The 14,784-nt window shown below is 43.1% G+C and carries 12 protein-coding genes; all 12 read left to right on the top strand.

Annotation, left to right across the window (positions count from 1 at the left end; all coding sequences use genetic code 11):
* Window positions 1–1,290, top strand: a 1,290-nt coding sequence (locus tag RH40_RS19205) for a penicillin-binding transpeptidase domain-containing protein (protein ID WP_009603370.1), incomplete at its 5' end; no start/stop codon positions are given.
* A 10-nt stretch (window positions 1,291–1,300) separates the two neighbouring features.
* Window positions 1,301–2,785 carry a UDP-N-acetylmuramoyl-L-alanyl-D-glutamate--2,6-diaminopimelate ligase gene (gene murE, locus RH40_RS19200; RefSeq protein WP_009603369.1) on the top strand — a complete coding sequence of 495 codons (1,485 nt, stop codon included), beginning with the start codon at window positions 1,301–1,303 and terminating at the stop codon, window positions 2,783–2,785.
* Window positions 2,782–4,143, top strand: coding sequence for a UDP-N-acetylmuramoyl-tripeptide--D-alanyl-D-alanine ligase (locus RH40_RS19195; RefSeq protein WP_009603368.1), 1,362 nt, complete (start codon window positions 2,782–2,784; stop codon window positions 4,141–4,143). Before murE ends, RH40_RS19195 begins: the two co-directional genes overlap by 4 nt.
* A complete protein-coding gene (gene mraY / locus RH40_RS19190) occupies window positions 4,140–5,222 on the top strand; it encodes a phospho-N-acetylmuramoyl-pentapeptide-transferase (RefSeq protein WP_009603367.1) in 1,083 nt (360 codons plus the stop codon). Before RH40_RS19195 ends, mraY begins: the two co-directional genes overlap by 4 nt.
* A gap of 13 nt (window positions 5,223–5,235) precedes the next feature.
* Window positions 5,236–6,561 carry a UDP-N-acetylmuramoyl-L-alanine--D-glutamate ligase gene (gene murD, locus RH40_RS19185; RefSeq protein WP_009603366.1) on the top strand — a complete coding sequence of 442 codons (1,326 nt, stop codon included), beginning with the start codon at window positions 5,236–5,238 and terminating at the stop codon, window positions 6,559–6,561.
* Window positions 6,562–6,570: 9 nt separating this feature from the next.
* A complete protein-coding gene (ftsW, locus tag RH40_RS19180; RefSeq protein ID WP_009603365.1) occupies window positions 6,571–7,767 on the top strand; it encodes a cell division protein FtsW in 1,197 nt (398 codons plus the stop codon).
* Window positions 7,754–8,827 carry an undecaprenyldiphospho-muramoylpentapeptide beta-N-acetylglucosaminyltransferase gene (gene murG, locus RH40_RS19175; RefSeq protein WP_009603364.1) on the top strand — a complete coding sequence of 358 codons (1,074 nt, stop codon included), beginning with the start codon at window positions 7,754–7,756 and terminating at the stop codon, window positions 8,825–8,827. The genes ftsW and murG overlap by 14 nt, the downstream gene beginning before the upstream one ends.
* On the top strand, window positions 8,827–10,296 hold the full coding sequence (murC, locus tag RH40_RS19170; RefSeq protein WP_009603363.1) for a UDP-N-acetylmuramate--L-alanine ligase: 1,470 nt from the start codon (window positions 8,827–8,829) through the stop codon (window positions 10,294–10,296). The genes murG and murC overlap by 1 nt, the downstream gene beginning before the upstream one ends.
* Before the next feature lie 171 nt (window positions 10,297–10,467).
* A complete protein-coding gene (locus RH40_RS19165; RefSeq protein ID WP_009603362.1) occupies window positions 10,468–11,259 on the top strand; it encodes a cell division protein FtsQ/DivIB in 792 nt (263 codons plus the stop codon).
* Window positions 11,243–12,505 carry a cell division protein FtsA gene (gene ftsA / locus RH40_RS19160; protein ID WP_009603361.1) on the top strand — a complete coding sequence of 421 codons (1,263 nt, stop codon included), beginning with the start codon at window positions 11,243–11,245 and terminating at the stop codon, window positions 12,503–12,505. The genes RH40_RS19165 and ftsA overlap by 17 nt, the downstream gene beginning before the upstream one ends.
* 30 nt (window positions 12,506–12,535) lie before the next feature.
* Entirely contained in the window at window positions 12,536–13,750 is a 1,215-nt protein-coding gene (gene ftsZ / locus RH40_RS19155) for a cell division protein FtsZ (RefSeq protein ID WP_009603360.1), read from the top strand.
* A gap of 94 nt (window positions 13,751–13,844) precedes the next feature.
* A complete protein-coding gene (gene lpxC / locus RH40_RS19150; protein ID WP_009603359.1) occupies window positions 13,845–14,762 on the top strand; it encodes a UDP-3-O-acyl-N-acetylglucosamine deacetylase in 918 nt (305 codons plus the stop codon).
* Window positions 14,763–14,784 lie beyond the last annotated feature (22 nt).

The following is a 14,784-nucleotide window of genomic DNA, read 5'->3' as shown; positions in this document are numbered from 1 at the left end:
GCAATGGCCAATTATATTCGGGAGCTTAAACTGGTGGGCGTCGGCCTAAAATCCGAATCTCGTCGATATTACCCTGCTGGTGAGGTAAGTGCTCACATCGTAGGAGTTACTGGTATAGATGGTCACGGCTTAGAGGGTGTCGAGCGAAGCTACGATCAATGGCTCTCTGGGGAGGCAGGCAAACGAATTATTCGTAAAGACCGGTATGGGCGCGTCGTTGAAAATATTTCTTTGGAGCAGAGAGAAGAAGGGAAGGCATTAAAGCTAACGATTGATCAAAGGATCCAAGCGATTGCCTATCGAGCGATAAAACAAGCTGTTGCAGATTATCGGGCAACTTCTGGTTCTGCCGTCATTTTAGATGTAAAAACGGGTGCTGTACTTGCTATGGTTAATGCACCTTCTTACAACCCAAATAACCGTTCGGATCTTCAATCAGCGAAAATGCGTAACCGAGTGATCACGGATGCATTCGAACCCGGTTCTACAGTGAAGCCTTTCGTTGTCCTCGCTGCACTTGAGAATAATGTTGCGGATGAAAGTACCATTATCGACACAGGAAATGGCATTATGCAAATTGGGGGCAGCCGGGTAAGAGATACCTCCAAAGTGGGTAAAGCTGACCTTACCACAATATTAAAAAAATCGAGTAATATTGGTGTGACTAAACTGGCACTTGAGATGCCACTTCAAGCTTTACTGGGTATGTACAGTTCTGTTGGTTTTGGTCAGTTATCAGGATTAAATTTGGTTGGTGAAACACAAGGTATTTTCCCTGACCGTCGTCGCTGGTCCAAGTTTGAAATAGCAACCTTGTCATATGGCTATGGCCTTACAATAACACCACTACAACTGGCACATGCGTATGCGACATTGGGTAATTTAGGCAAATATCAGCCTATTCATATTATTGAGAGTAATCAGCAAGATTTATCCAAACAAGTCATGGATAGGGATAATGCCAGAAAGGTACTCACTATGTTGGAGACGGTAACTCAGCCTGGAGGAACAGGAACGAAAGCGGCAGTCCCTGGTTATAGAGTTGCAGCAAAAACTGGGACCTCAAGAAAAGCAATTGCAGGCGGGTATGGTGACGAGTATTTTGCTTACACCGCTGGTACCGCGCCGGCTAGTGACCCACGTGTCGCGATCGCTGTGATAATAAATGAGCCTCAAGGTGATAATTTTTATGGTGGTTTGGTGTCAGGCCCTGTCTTTGCCGAGATGTTAAAAGGAACCTTACAAATCTTAAATGTGGCGCCTGATGAAAACCGATTCAAAAAAGATTAAGTGAAACAATATGACCTTAGAAATAAATCTAGCAAACTTGCTCTGCCCATTTGTTGATATCTCGAGCTACTCGTGGTCCAAAATTGGTGTCAAACATCTAGAGCTTGATAGTCGTAAGGTGGAGGTTGGCAGTACATTTATTGCAATTCTCGGTCATAACGTAGACGGCCGAGTATATATAAACGAAGCCATAAAGAGTGGAGCTAATGCTGTTATTGCTCAAGCGTGCCCACTGAATACTCATGGAAAAACGGAAGTTAGAGACAATGTGCCCATCGTTTTTGTTGACGACTTGGGTATTCACCTATCATCACTCGCTAAGCGGATTTTTCCTCTGAAAAACAATAAATTGATTGCTGTAACCGGAACAAATGGTAAGACAACAATCACACAATTGATTGCGCAGTGGTTTGAGTTGGTTTCTTGTCATGCCGCAGTTTTAGGGACTACGGGGAACGGCTTTATCGATGATTTAAAGCCCGCAACCAATACTACGGGTAATGCGATTGAAGTTCAGCAAACCTTACACGCTTTAGAACAGCAAGGTGCAAAGTATACCGCGCTTGAGGTATCCTCCCACGGATTGAGCCAAGGTAGAGTCAAAGCGCTTGAATTTGAGGTTGGAATATTTTCTAACCTAAGTCGTGATCATTTGGACTATCACGGAACAATGGAAAACTATGAGCAAGCAAAATTTTCTCTATTCAATCAACACTGCTGTAAACAAGCGATTATTAATATCGATGACCCTGTTGGAAAGCGATGGCTTGGGTATTTAGACTCCGCTGTTGCCGTATCATTGCACCCGCAAGACTTCCCACGATCTGTTTGGGCAAAGTGTGTTAATTATTCTGTGAATGGCATCTCTCTAGCTTTTGATGGGATGTTTGGTGACGGTGAGATTGAGGTCGCTTTGATTGGTGGATTTAACGCCAATAACGTCCTTATTGCAATGACAACGTTACTTTGTATGGGTGTAGATAAAAAGCAATTGATTGCAACCGCTCCGCTGTTGCGTCCTGTTATTGGTCGAATGGAGTTGTTTACAGCGTCAAAGCAAGCAAAAGTAATTGTAGACTATGCGCATACTCCCGATGCGCTAGAAAAAGCACTACACGCTCTAAAGGACCATAGCGGCGGTGCACTATGGGTGATCTTTGGTTGTGGTGGTGATAGGGATGTAGGAAAGAGACCCATGATGGGACGAATCAGCGAGGAATTGGCTGATCGCGTTATTATCACCGACGATAATCCGCGTAGTGAAGACCCTACTCTTATCGTTAAAGATATTCAAGCTGGAATGTCTCGTCCTGAGTCAGTGATGGTCGAGCATGATAGGCGTGCTGCATTAAAATATGCCATAGAGCACAGCCGACCAGAGGATATTATTCTTATGGCGGGCAAGGGCCACGAAGATTATCAAGTTTTGTCTGACCGAATTATTGCTTGTTCGGATCGAGAGTTTGCACTTGAGCTTTTAGGAGATAAAGGATGATTTCTTTGACGTTAGCAGAGATAGCGAGAGCCGTTGGTGGTGAACTCAAGGGAGAAGATATTTCAGTCAGTTCAGTATCAACAGATACTCGAACGATAACCTCAGGGACATTATTTATTGCTTTAATTGGCGAGAATTTTGATGCACATGACTTTATTGAACAAGCTGTTATAAAAGGTGCCGCTGCGTTAATTGTTAGCCAAAAATTGCAAATTACAACACCACATATTCTGGTTGAAGATACCCGAATCGCCTTGGGTAAATTAGGTTCAATAGTTCACCAACTTTGCAAAACTCCAACGGTTGCTATTACGGGCTCTTGTGGGAAAACGACAGTGAAAGAAATGCTCACCAGTATATTGTCACAAAAAGGCCAAGTGTTGTTCACCCAAGGCAACTTTAATAATGATATCGGTGTTCCGCTCACCTTACTTAGAGCTAAACCAGAAGATGATTTTGCCGTGATAGAGCTCGGCGCTAACCATATCGGAGAAATCGATTACACTACTCGGTTAGTAAACCCTGATGTTGCATTGGTCAATAACGTTGCGGCCGCGCACCTCGAAGGTTTTGGTTCGATTGATGGTGTAATGCAGGCCAAAGGCGAGATCTATAATGGCTTAAAATCAGGAGCTGTTGCTGTAATAAACTTGGACAGCAATGGTGGTCAATATTGGCAAGACGTTTTGGCAGATAAAACCGTAAAAACGGTTTCTATGAATGACTCAAAGGCCGATTACTTTGCAACAGACATTCAACTCAATGAACGAGGTGAAGCTTCTTTTATAATGACGACTCCGATTGGAGAGTGTGTCATTCAGTTAAGTCTGGTTGGGCAACATAATGTCGCCAATGCACTCTCTGCCACGTCACTAGCTTTGGAGTTTGGGGCTTCACTTGAGGATGTCAAATCTGGCTTAAATCAACTGACCAAGGTGAGTGCGCGTGCAGAAGTGATTGAACTGAACAAACAAATAAGACTGATCGACGATAGCTATAATGCGAGTGTGCCAGCGATGAAAGCAGCGATTGATTTGCTCTCAAATTATCGAGGTAAACGTTGGTTGATACTTGGTAATATGGCAGAGCTTGGTGAGGAAAGCCTTGCACTTCATCGTCAAGTCGGACAACATGCTGCTCCTTTTAGATTTGATTACGTTCTTACATACGGTGCTGATGCAAAGGTCATCAGTGAAGAGAGTGATGGTATTCACTTCTGTGATCACCAAAGTATGATTGACTTCATTAAAAAACAGCTTGGACACGAAAAAGCTCAACAGCAAACCTTACTTGTTAAGGGGGCGTTAAGTGCAGGCATGAGTGTTGTTGTGAAAGCCATCAAGGAGAGTTTTACATGATTATTTGGCTTGCAGAGCTATTACAGCCATATTTTTCATTTTTTCGTTTATTTGAATATTTATCGTTTCGGGCCATCCTAAGTATTTTAACAGCCTTGGGCCTCTCTCTGTGGATTGGTCCTATTTTGATTCGGCGCTTGCAAGTGATGCAAATTGGACAAGTGGTCCGTAATGAGGGGCCTGAGTCTCATTTTTGTAAACGTGGTACTCCGACTATGGGAGGGATCATGATTCTTTCAGCGATCACTTTGACGACTTTACTGTGGGCAGATCTCTCAAACCCCTATATTTGGGCTGTGATGATTGTCTTGGGAGGCTACGGTCTGATTGGCTTTGTCGATGACTATCGCAAAGTTGTGCATAAAAACACAGACGGTTTGATTGCTCGGTGGAAGTATTTTTGGCAATCCGCTATTGCGTTGGTTGTTGCATTTGCGCTTTATATCCACGGCAAGGATACCGCAGCAACTCAACTTGTTGTGCCCTTCTTTAAAGAGATCATGCCACAACTTGGGGTATTTTATATTGTTCTGAGCTATTTTGTCATAGTTGGAACAAGTAATGCCGTCAATTTAACCGATGGCCTTGATGGTTTAGCAATTATGCCAACGGTTTTAGTTGCTGCTGGTTTTGCTGTGATCGCATGGGCAACAGGTAATGTTAATTTTGCCAGTTACCTACATATCCCTTATGTGCCTTATTCATCAGAGCTGGTGGTTGTGTGTACGGCTATTGTTGGTGCAGGTTTGGGGTTCCTCTGGTTTAACACTTATCCTGCTCAGATATTCATGGGTGATGTAGGCTCTCTTGCCCTTGGAGGAGTGCTTGGCACTATTGCTGTTTTAGTGAGGCAGGAGTTTGTTCTGGTGATCATGGGAGGCGTTTTTGTTATGGAAACCTTATCTGTGATTCTTCAGGTGGGTTCTTATAAACTAAGAGGCCAGCGCATCTTCAAAATGGCACCAATACATCATCATTATGAACTAAAAGGTTGGCCTGAGCCCCGAGTTATTGTCCGTTTTTGGATTATTTCTATCGTGCTTGTGCTGATTGGTTTAGCGACTTTAAAAGTTAGGTAGAGGAAAACAGCTTATGGTCGCCAACCCGTGGCAGAACGTGAAAAAAGTAGTTGTAGTCGGTTTGGGAGTTACAGGACTATCCGTTGTCAATTACCTTCTAAGAAAGCAGAACAACTTTGAAATCCGTGTCATTGATACCCGTGAAAATGTGCCCGGGCGTGAGCGCCTATCCAGCTCTGTCCCTCTCCATAACGGTAGCTTTAATCTCGATTGGCTGCTCAATGCTGACTTAGTGGTAACTAACCCAGGTATTGCGCTTGCAACTCCTGAGATACAGCAAGTGCTTGCTTCTGGAATTCCTGTTGTCGGTGATATTGAGCTGTTTGCGTGGGATAATGATAAGCCTGTTATTGCCATAACAGGTTCGAATGGCAAGAGCACAGTGACAGATTGGACTGGACAAGCATTAAGTGCAGCAGGGCTAGATGTTGCTGTAGGGGGTAATATTGGTGTTCCTGCTCTAGATTTACTCCAGCATCAGGCAGATATTTATGTTTTGGAGTTATCGAGTTTTCAGCTTGAGACTACATCGTCTTTGAAAAGTAAAGTTGCTGTATTTTTGAATCTATCTGAAGATCATATGGATCGTTATCGAAGTATGGATGATTATCGGAATGCTAAGCTGCGAATATTCGACAATGCGGATGTGCGTATCGTTAATGCTGACGATATAGCGACTTACCCTCTGAAAGACTCCTCCTACCTAGAATTCAGCCTCGATAAAAAGACTGATTTTGCTGTTACTACCCAAGATGATGTTGAGTTCTTTACGTTACAAGGGAAGAAAGTATTGAGTACCAGTGAGATATCTTTGGTCGGTCGACACAACGTATCAAACTGCTTGGTTGTTCTCGCATTGTTGCATTCGGTTGGTGTGGATATTGAACGCGCGCTTCCGGTTATCAAGTCTTACAGCGGTTTGACACATAGGTGCCAAGTTGTTTTAGATAATGGCGGCATTAAGTGGGTCAATGACTCCAAAGCAACCAACCTCGCAAGTACCAAAGCAGCATTAACTGGTTTGAGAATGGAAGGGAAGCTATTTTTATTGGTTGGTGGGGTTAGCAAAGGAGCAGATTTTTCTGAATTAGCGCCTATTTTGAAAAATTTAAATGTACAACTATGTTGTTTTGGGCAAGATGGTGATGCATTTATGTCGTTGCATCCCAGTGCAAAACGTTTTGAATCAATAAACGAAATCATCCATTGGATCTCTGGCCAAATGAAAAGGGGAGATGTGGTCATGCTATCGCCGGCGTGTGCAAGCTTTGATCAGTTTAAGAACTTTATGGCTCGAGGTGATGAATTTACTGAGTTAGCCCGTTCTTTGGATTCCTAGAGTAGCAGAATGCAGCTTATCAACACAATTAAAGACCTCACCAATCAATGGCAAAAGCCGTCTCGCGCTCTCTATGATCGCCAGTTAGTTTGGATATCGCTTTGTCTGATGCTGATTGGATTGGTTATCGTTACGTCTGCATCTTTTCCAATAAGTTCTCGGCTCACTAATCAGCCCTTTCACTTCATGTTTCGACATGGCATCTTTTTGTTACTCGCTTTGGCTGTTTCAGGTGTCATCCTCCAAATTCCGTTAAAACGATGGTTTAAATATAGTTCGGTACTATTATTTATTTCGATATTACTACTGATCGTTGTTCTCATTGCGGGCAAATCGGTCAACGGTGCTTCTCGTTGGATTCCACTTGGTTTATTTAACCTTCAACCCGCTGAAGTGGCTAAATTGTCGTTGTTCATTTTTATGGCTGGTTACTTGGTACGTAAAAATGATGAGGTAAGGTCGACATTTTTTGGTGGCTTTATTAAGCCTATTATTGTTTTCGGAACACTGGCAAGTTTGCTGCTTTTACAGCCAGATTTAGGCACAGTTGTTGTGATGCTTGTGACTTTATTTGGCATGTTATTTATTGCTGGAGCAAAACTGACACAGTTTTTAGCTCTAATGGTAGTCGGTTTGATGTCAGTCGCGACTTTGATATACATTGAACCTTACCGAATGCGTCGAGTTACTTCTTTTTTAGATCCATGGGAAGACCCATTTGGAAGTGGTTACCAACTTACCCAATCACTCATGGCATTTGGGCGAGGAGAATGGTTGGGACAAGGGTTGGGAAACTCGATCCAAAAACTTGAGTACTTGCCGGAGGCGCATACTGACTTTGTATTTGCCGTATTAGCTGAAGAGTTGGGCTTTATTGGTGTATTATGCGTGCTTACCTTGATCTTTTGTCTAGTGTTGAAAGCGATTATGATTGGCCACAAAGCCTTCAAATATGACCAACTTTTTGGTGGTTATCTTGCCTTTGGAATTGGTATATGGTTCGCATTTCAAACACTAATCAATGTTGGAGCAGCCGCAGGCATGGTTCCAACCAAAGGTTTAACTTTGCCTCTTATTAGCTATGGTGGTTCTAGTTTGATAATTATGTCATCAGCAGTGTCCATACTGCTTAGAGTCGACCATGAGTGTCGTTTGAGTGAGCTTAGTGAAAATAAGAAAGAGCAAATTTCTGATGGCAAAAAATAAAAAATTGATGGTGATGGCCGGTGGTACTGGCGGTCATGTTTTCCCTGGACTCTCTGTTGCTAGGCAACTACAAAAAGAAGGGTGGGAAGTGCGCTGGTTGGGTACTGCTGACCGAATGGAAGCCGAGCTTGTTCCCAAACACGGTATTGAAATTGATTTTATTCGTGTAAAAGGGCTCCGTGGTAAAGGTATAATAAGTTTAATCAAAGCACCTTTTCAGATCCTAAGCGCGATTATGCAAGCACGAGGGCACATCAAACGTTGGAAACCTGACGCAGTACTTGGTATGGGAGGTTATGTAAGTGGTCCAGGCGGAGTTGCGGCTTGGTTATCGGGTATTCCTCTTATTGTTCACGAACAAAACGCAGTCGCTGGACTGACCAATCAATGGCTTTCTAAAATTGCACAAAAAGTATTTCAAGCTTTCCCTGGTGCTTTTCAGCAGGCACAAGTAGTCGGAAACCCGGTAAGGCAAGAACTTGCTCACTTACTTTGTCCAACACGAAGACTTGAGAAACGCCAGGGCTTGATTAGAATTCTGGTTATGGGCGGGAGTCAAGGTGCTCAAATACTTAATCAAACCCTACCAGAGGCAATAGCCCAACTCGGTGCTGGCTATGAAGTGTTACACCAGGCAGGGAAAGGGAATGCAGATTCGGTCGCCAAAGCTTATCAAGCTAACCAAGTTAAAAACTATAGATCAGTTGAGTTTATCGACGATGTGGTCGAAGCTTACCAATGGTGTGATTTGGTTATTTGCAGATCTGGTGCTTTGACAGTATCTGAAGTAGCGGCGGCAGGTAGTGCCTCAATTTTTGTTCCTTTTATGCATAAGGACAGACAGCAGGCGCTTAATGCAGATTATTTGGTTAACAGTGGTGCCGCTATCATGATAGAGCAGGGAGAGCTCACTGTAGGAAAATTGGTCGACACAGTTTTAAAGTTAGACCGAGAAAGCTTGATAAAAATGGCTATAAAGGCGCGAGAGTCCGCTTTGTTAGATGCCGATAAGATCGTTGCAGACTCAATAATTTCAATCACCGAGAAACGAGAGATTTAATGATAGTTCAAGATAGTCAAGATTTGACTCAAATTCGAGCGGTGGTTCCAGAAATGCGCCGAGTAAAATCTATTCACTTTATCGGTATTGGTGGTGCTGGGATGAGTGGTATTGCAGAGGTACTGCTTAACGAGGGCTACCAAATAACAGGCTCAGATATTACGGCAAATCTTGTTACAGATAACTTAAGTCAAAAAGGTGCCAAGGTTTATATTGGGCACTCTGCGGATAATATTAGTGATGCAAGTGTCGTTGTCATTTCCACCGCTATTGATGACCATAACCCAGAAATCATAGCAGCACGCCAAGCACGTATACCCATAGTAAGGCGTGCTGAAATGTTGGCAGAACTAATGCGTTTTCGACATGGTATTGCCATTGCTGGCACCCATGGAAAAACAACAACGACAGCTCTCGTTACCCAGATATATTCTGAAGCGGGTTTAGATCCAACCTTTGTCAATGGTGGTTTGGTTAAAAGTGCGGGTGCGAGCGCGCGGTTAGGCTCAAGTCGTATTTTAATTGCAGAAGCAGATGAAAGCGATGCATCATTTCTTCACTTACAGCCGATGGTGAGTATTGTTACCAATATAGAAGCTGACCATATGGACACCTATGCTGGTGATTTTGAGAAACTTAAACAAACTTTCATAGATTTTTTACACAATTTGCCTTTTTATGGGCAAGCTATCGTTTGTATCGATGATCCCATTGTTCGAGATTTGATTCCTAAAATCAGTCGACAAGTTATTACCTATGGATTTTCTGAGCATGCAGATGTTCGTATCGAAAATTATCATCAAACCGGGCATCAAGGCCAATTTACAGTGGTGCGTGAGGGTAAACCTCTACTCGATATTACATTAAATATACCGGGTAGACACAATGCACTTAATGCGGCTGCAGCCATTGCAGTTGCGACCGAAGATGATATCAAAGATGAAGCCATTCTTTCTGCTATGGCAAGTACTCAAGGAACTGGGCGTCGGTTTGAGCACCTAGGTGAATTTGATACAGATAAAGGTCAGGTGATGTTAGTTGATGACTATGGACATCATCCAACAGAAGTCGATGTAACTATTCAAGCTGCACGAAATGGTTGGCCACAAAGCCGACTTGTTATGATTTATCAGCCTCATCGATTTAGCCGAACTCGTGATCTTTATGATGACTTTGTCAATGTATTAGAAAGGGTTGATGTGCTCATTATGTTGGATGTGTATGCTGCCGGTGAAGCGCCGATTTCAGGTGCGGATGGTCGTGCATTATGTCGAACTATTCGTGGTAGAGGAAAAATTGATCCTATTTTTGTTCGAGAAACGAGTGAGTTGCCAGCAGTATTAGCCAATGTTTTGCAAGATGGTGACTTGGTACTAACTCAAGGGGCTGGAGACATTGGTAAAGTAGCTAAACGACTGGCCAGTTTAAAATTAGATATCAAAACGATGATGACATATAGAAATATATGAAAAAATCGTGAATAAATCTCACTTATGTCGCTTCAGATGATGATTTATTTGCTCCAGTGTTTGATACTTTTAATGACGCCAGTATAATCAATGGGTAATAATGTAGTATTTTTCCTCTATGATAATAATATCAAGATTAAATGAGTGAATTAATGACAAGGGTCGTGGATTTTGATTAAAGCAGCGTTTAACGAGCGCAATTACTCAAGAGCCGTGTCATTCGTACAAAAAAATGCCATTGGTGGTGGTTTTTTTGTATTGATTTTGTTGTTAATTGGGTATCTTACCTATTCCACCATCATTTGGATGTTAGATGATCAGCGTTTACCGTTATCAAGGATCATTTTACAAGGCGATTTACATCATGTGTCTGCACTTGATGTTCAAAGGGCATTTTCTCAATTAGAACATGTCGGGACATTTATGACTCAGGATGTACGCGAGTTGCAAGTGGCCGCTGAGTCAATTTCATGGGTGTCTCATGCTGCAATTCGCAAGCAGTGGCCGGATACAGTAAAAGTGTACTTGACCGAGCACAAGGCACTCGCAATATGGAATGGGAATGTACTTTTAGATACTTATGGTCAACTTTTTAACGCAGATATTGGCCAAGCAGATGATGGCCTAGTGAAATTATACGGTCCTGACGGAACGAATAATGAAGTGCTCGATACATGGAAAACTGTTACGCCCATGTTTAAAGAGCTTGAATTGTCGATAACATCGTTGGTGTTGAATGATAGGCGTGCTTGGCAATTAATTCTTGATAATGGTGTCAGGCTCGAGTTAGGAAAAGAATCTTTGATGGAGCGTGTTAAACGCTTCGTTAATTTGTACAAAAAACTGGGTGAGGACGCTCAGAATGTAAGTTATATCGACTTAAGATATGATACCGGAGCATCAATTGGATGGTTCCCAAAACAAGAGTTAACGCAAGAGAATTTAAATGACAAAGTCCTCTGATGACAACATTATTGTTGGTCTTGATATAGGAACTGCAACTATTTCGGCACTCGTTGGTGAAGTGTTACCCGATGGTCAAATAAATATTATTGGTGCGGGAAGCAGTCCATCTAGAGGTATGGATAAGGGCGGAGTCAATGATCTTGAGTCCGTTGTTAAATCCGTTCAAAGGGCCGTTGATCAGGCAGAATTAATGGCAGAATGCCAAATCACGAATGTTTTCATTTCTCTATCTGGTCGCCATATCGCCAGTAGGATTGAAAAGGGAATGGGCGCGATTTCCGATCAAGAAGTATCTCAAGAAGATATGGATAGGGCCATACACACGGCAAAATCTATAAAAATAAGTGATGAACAACGGATTCTTCACGTTATACCACAAGAGTTTACGATCGATTACCAAGAAGGGATCAAAAACCCTCTTGGTCTATCAGGAGTGAGAATGGAAGTTAGTGTTCATCTCATTTCTTGCCATAACGATATGGCAAAAAACATCATCAAAGCCGTGGAGCGTTGTGGTTTGAGAGTCGAGCATATTGTCTACTCAGGCCTGGCAGCAAGCAATGCCGTGATCACTGAAGATGAGCGAGAGCTCGGTGTTTGTGTGGTAGATATCGGCGCAGGCACTATCGATGTCTCTATTTGGACTGGAGGTGCTTTGAGGCATACAGAGGTATTCTCTTATGCAGGTAATGCGGTCACGAGCGACATTGCTTTTGCTTTTGGTACTCCAGTGAATGATGCCGAAGAGATAAAAGTGAAATACGGCTGTGCGTTGAGTGAGTTGGTTAGCAAGGATGATTCTGTCAATGTTCCGAGTGTAGGAGGACGTCCATCACGAAGTTTACAACGACAAACTTTGTCTGAAGTGATTGAGCCTCGTTATACTGAACTTATGGGCTTAGTAAATCAAACCATTGATACGGTCCAACAAAAGCTTCGAGAAGATGGTATTAAACATCATCTTGCCGCTGGAGTCGTGCTCACTGGTGGGGCATCACAGATTGAAGGATTAGTTGAATGTGCGGAGCGAGTGTTTCGCAATCAAGTTAGAGTAGGAAAACCGCTCAATGTGAGTGGTTTAACTGATTATGTTAAAGCGCCGTATCATTCTACGGCGGTGGGTTTACTCCATTATGCAAAGGATTTTCAGATAAACGATGATACTGAATATAGCGAGCCACATCGTGCAACAGTTACGGGTTTATTTGACCGTCTGCGTAATTGGATACAAAAAGAGTTTTAACCTGAAGCAGCAGGAAAACGGAGATAACACATGTTTGAACCGATGATGGAAATGTCTGACGACGCAGTAATTAAAGTCGTTGGGGTGGGTGGCGGTGGTGGTAATGCCGTTGAACACATGGTTCGTGAATCCATCGAAGGTGTTGAGTTTATTAGTATAAATACTGATGCTCAGGCGCTTCGTAAAACCAGTGTGAATAGTGTTATTCAGATTGGTGGTGATATGACCAAAGGTCTAGGAGCGGGTGCAAACCCTCAAGTTGGGCGTGATGCAGCTCTCGAAGATAGAGATCGTATTAAAGAAGAGCTCGACGGTGCCGATATGGTATTTATCGCTGCAGGAATGGGCGGTGGTACAGGAACAGGTGCTGCACCAGTCATCGCAGAGGTTGCAAAAGAGCTGGGCATCTTAACGGTTGCTGTTGTAACAAAGCCGTTTAGTTTTGAGGGTAAAAAGCGTTTGGCTTTTGCTGAACAGGGAATTGAAGAGCTTTCTAAGCATGTCGATTCTTTGATCACGATACCGAATGAAAAACTCCTCAAAGTACTGGGACGCGGAATTACACTATTAGAGGCCTTTGCTAGTGCTAATGATGTGTTGAAAAATGCAGTTCAAGGTATTGCTGAGCTTATTACGCGACCAGGCATGATTAACGTTGACTTTGCCGATGTTAGAACGGTTATGTCTGAGATGGGTCACGCCATGATGGGTAGTGGTGTGGCAAAAGGCGAAGATAGAGCCGAAGAAGCAGCAGAAATGGCAATATCTAGCCCATTACTGGAAGATATTGATCTTGCAGGTGCTCGTGGAGTTCTCGTTAATATCACAGCTGGACTTGACATGCGCCTTGATGAGTTTGAAACGGTCGGTAACACGGTTAAGGCTTTTGCTTCTGACAATGCGACGGTCGTTATAGGTACATCACTTGACCCGGACATGGCCGATGAAATCCGCGTCACAGTTGTTGCAACGGGTATCGGTAACGAGAGAAAACCTGATATTACTCTTGTTGCTGGAGGTAAAGCTAAGCCAGCACAACAACCAGTACAGACGCCGATTCAGCAGAATGCCACTAAGGCCGAGGAAAAGACGGCACAGTCTTTGCAAGATAAACAACAGGCGGCTTCGCAGTCATCAGGTTCAGCATCAAGCTCTACTAATAATCAGAGCTCTGCTGCCCCCAAGGCTGATAAAGAAAGCGGATATTTAGATATTCCTGCTTTCCTTCGTCGCCAAGCTGACTAACGCTCACAATTTGACAGTGTTCAATTTTGTGATAAAATTCTCGGCCAATAGTAAAATTGGCCGTGATATATAACGTTTTATTGGGGTAAAGTAGATGATAAGACAACGTACGTTAAAAGAAGTCGTCAAAACTACTGGTGTGGGCATCCACTCAGGGCGAAAAGTGACACTTACTCTGCGTCCATCTGCTGCAAATACAGGTATCGTTTACCGGCGGACTGATTTAGAGCCTTCTGTTGATTTCCCTGCCGATCCAGATTCTGTTAGGGACACTATGCTTTGTACTGCATTGGTCAATGATGATGGCGTACGTATATCGACAGTCGAGCATCTCAACGCGGCTTTTGCTGGAATGGGTATAGATAACGTTGTTGTCGAAGTTGATGCTCCTGAAATTCCTATTATGGATGGTAGTGCTAGCCCTTTTGTTTTTCTACTGCAACAAGCAGGTATTGAAGAGCAAAATGCTCCTAAGCGTTTTATTCGTATTAAAAAGCCAATCAAGTTCGAAGATGGCGATAAGTGGGCAGAGTTTGTCCCTTACAACGGTTTTAGAATGGACTTTGAAATCGAATTTAGCCACCCAGCGATCGATTCTGATGAGCAACATCTTTTATTCGATTTTTCCTCACAGAACTTTATTAAGAGTATTTCCAGAGCTCGTACGTTCGGCTTCATGCGTGAAATAGAAATGCTTCAGGCTCAGAACTTGTGTCTGGGTGCGAGCTTAGATTGTGCTATCGGTCTTGATGAGTATAGAATTCTTAACGAAGAAGGCCTACGTTTCGAGAACGAATTTGTTACGCACAAGGTTTTGGATGCGATTGGCGATTTGTATATGTGTGGTCACCCTATCATAGGCGAGTTTAGAGCATTCAAGTCAGGTCATGGACTTAATAACAAACTACTTCGCGCAGTTTTGGCTGAGCAAGATGCGTGGGAATGGGTTACCTTCGAGGAGGATGCAAAGTCCCCTGTTGCTTTTGCTGACCCAAGTCTTGTATTTGCATAAAGAATAGACTGATAAAAAAAGC

The organism is Vibrio caribbeanicus ATCC BAA-2122, assembly GCF_000165125.1.
GTDB classification, from domain to species: domain Bacteria; phylum Pseudomonadota; class Gammaproteobacteria; order Enterobacterales; family Vibrionaceae; genus Vibrio; species Vibrio caribbeanicus.
The sequence above is the reverse complement of the archived record's forward strand: the minus strand, read 5'-3'. Positions and strand labels throughout refer to the sequence as shown.

Bases quoted from the DNA above. Each gene is read 5' to 3' on its own strand.
- murE (WP_009603369.1), top strand. From the start codon at position 1,301: ATGACCTTAGAAATAAATCTAGCAAACTTGCTCTGCCCATTTGTTGAT.
- RH40_RS19195 (WP_009603368.1), top strand. From the start codon at position 2,782: ATGATTTCTTTGACGTTAGCAGAGATAGCGAGAGCCGTTGGTGGTGAA.
- mraY (WP_009603367.1), top strand. From the start codon at position 4,140: ATGATTATTTGGCTTGCAGAGCTATTACAGCCATATTTTTCATTTTTT.
- murD (WP_009603366.1), top strand. From the start codon at position 5,236: ATGGTCGCCAACCCGTGGCAGAACGTGAAAAAAGTAGTTGTAGTCGGT.
- ftsW (WP_009603365.1), top strand. From the start codon at position 6,571: ATGCAGCTTATCAACACAATTAAAGACCTCACCAATCAATGGCAAAAG.
- murG (WP_009603364.1), top strand. From the start codon at position 7,754: ATGGCAAAAAATAAAAAATTGATGGTGATGGCCGGTGGTACTGGCGGT.
- murC (WP_009603363.1), top strand. From the start codon at position 8,827: ATGATAGTTCAAGATAGTCAAGATTTGACTCAAATTCGAGCGGTGGTT.
- ftsA (WP_009603361.1), top strand. From the start codon at position 11,243: ATGACAAAGTCCTCTGATGACAACATTATTGTTGGTCTTGATATAGGA.
- ftsZ (WP_009603360.1), top strand. From the start codon at position 12,536: ATGTTTGAACCGATGATGGAAATGTCTGACGACGCAGTAATTAAAGTC.
- lpxC (WP_009603359.1), top strand. From the start codon at position 13,845: ATGATAAGACAACGTACGTTAAAAGAAGTCGTCAAAACTACTGGTGTG.